General features: G+C 35.0%; 1 protein-coding gene. It reads left to right on the top strand.

Annotation, left to right across the window (positions count from 1 at the left end):
• Positions 1-91: 91 nt before the first annotated feature.
• Positions 92-880, top strand: coding sequence for an alpha/beta fold hydrolase (locus tag KI363_RS21540; RefSeq protein ID WP_212967607.1), 789 nt, complete (start codon positions 92-94; stop codon positions 878-880).
• Positions 881-1,020 lie beyond the last annotated feature (140 nt).

The following is a 1,020-nucleotide window of genomic DNA, read 5'->3' as shown; positions in this document are numbered from 1 at the left end:
GTTGGTCCAACGAGGAGTTTAAAGTTATTTGGAGGAGTTGGCAAGTGGCGTATTTAATTTATGTATGCCCTACGGGCCATACATAAATTAAATGCCAATCCCTACATTATTAGTTTGCCATAAACATTACAGCGAGTTCAATGAACGAGGTAACTATTTTGCAGATATGTTTGTCGACTCATTTAATGTTTTTCTTGTTAACCTAAAGGAAGCTGGTAGTTCTAGCAAAGTAAAAGAAAGAGATGAGTTAAGTATGGTAGAAACGGTTGATGATTTAGAGGCTATTCGAGAGGCTTTAGGCTTTGAACATTGGAGCTTTGCTGGGCATTCTACGGGGGGAATGTTAGGTTTAGTATATGCTATTAAGCATTCAGATTCATTAAAACGATTATTAGTGGGGGGAGCCTCGGCTACAAATAATTATATGGAACATAAGGATAGTATCTATTGCCATGAAAATCCAAATAACAAAAGGCTTAGAGAGATATTTAGCATTTTAAATTCAAGTGAATCAACAAGAGAAGAAAGAATTCAGGTTAATAGGGAATGGATAGAGATGTCGTTATATGATCCGAGTCGATTTGACGAATACTTTTCTAAACCCAGTAGTGGAAAAGTGGTACAAAAACGCTTGGATTATTACTCATACAAAGAGCTTCCAACTTACGATATTAGAGAAGATCTTGCTAAAATCCAAACTACTACACTAGTTTATTGTGGGAAGTACGACTCTCAATGCCCATTAGTTTATTCAGAGGAAATTTACAAATTAATTTCAGATTCGAAATTATACGTTTTCGAGAGAAGTAATCATACCCCTTACCTGGAAGAAAAGGAAAAATTTAATGAGATGCTGAAGGACTTTGTTAATCTTATCTAATAATGTATGAGTAAATATGGATCTACGTCAATATTTAGGACACATAAAAGTTAATTTTTTTCATTGTGCTTCGAAACTTATTTAAATGTGTATTTGAAGGCTTGACATGGAGCCTCTGTGTGCGTGGTGATTTGCGAAAG

This window comes from Lederbergia ruris (assembly GCF_018332955.1).
In the GTDB taxonomy this organism is placed as follows: domain Bacteria; phylum Bacillota; class Bacilli; order Bacillales; family Bacillaceae_C; genus Lederbergia; species Lederbergia ruris.
Note: the sequence above shows the minus strand (reverse complement) of the source record. Positions and strands in the feature narration are given on the sequence as shown.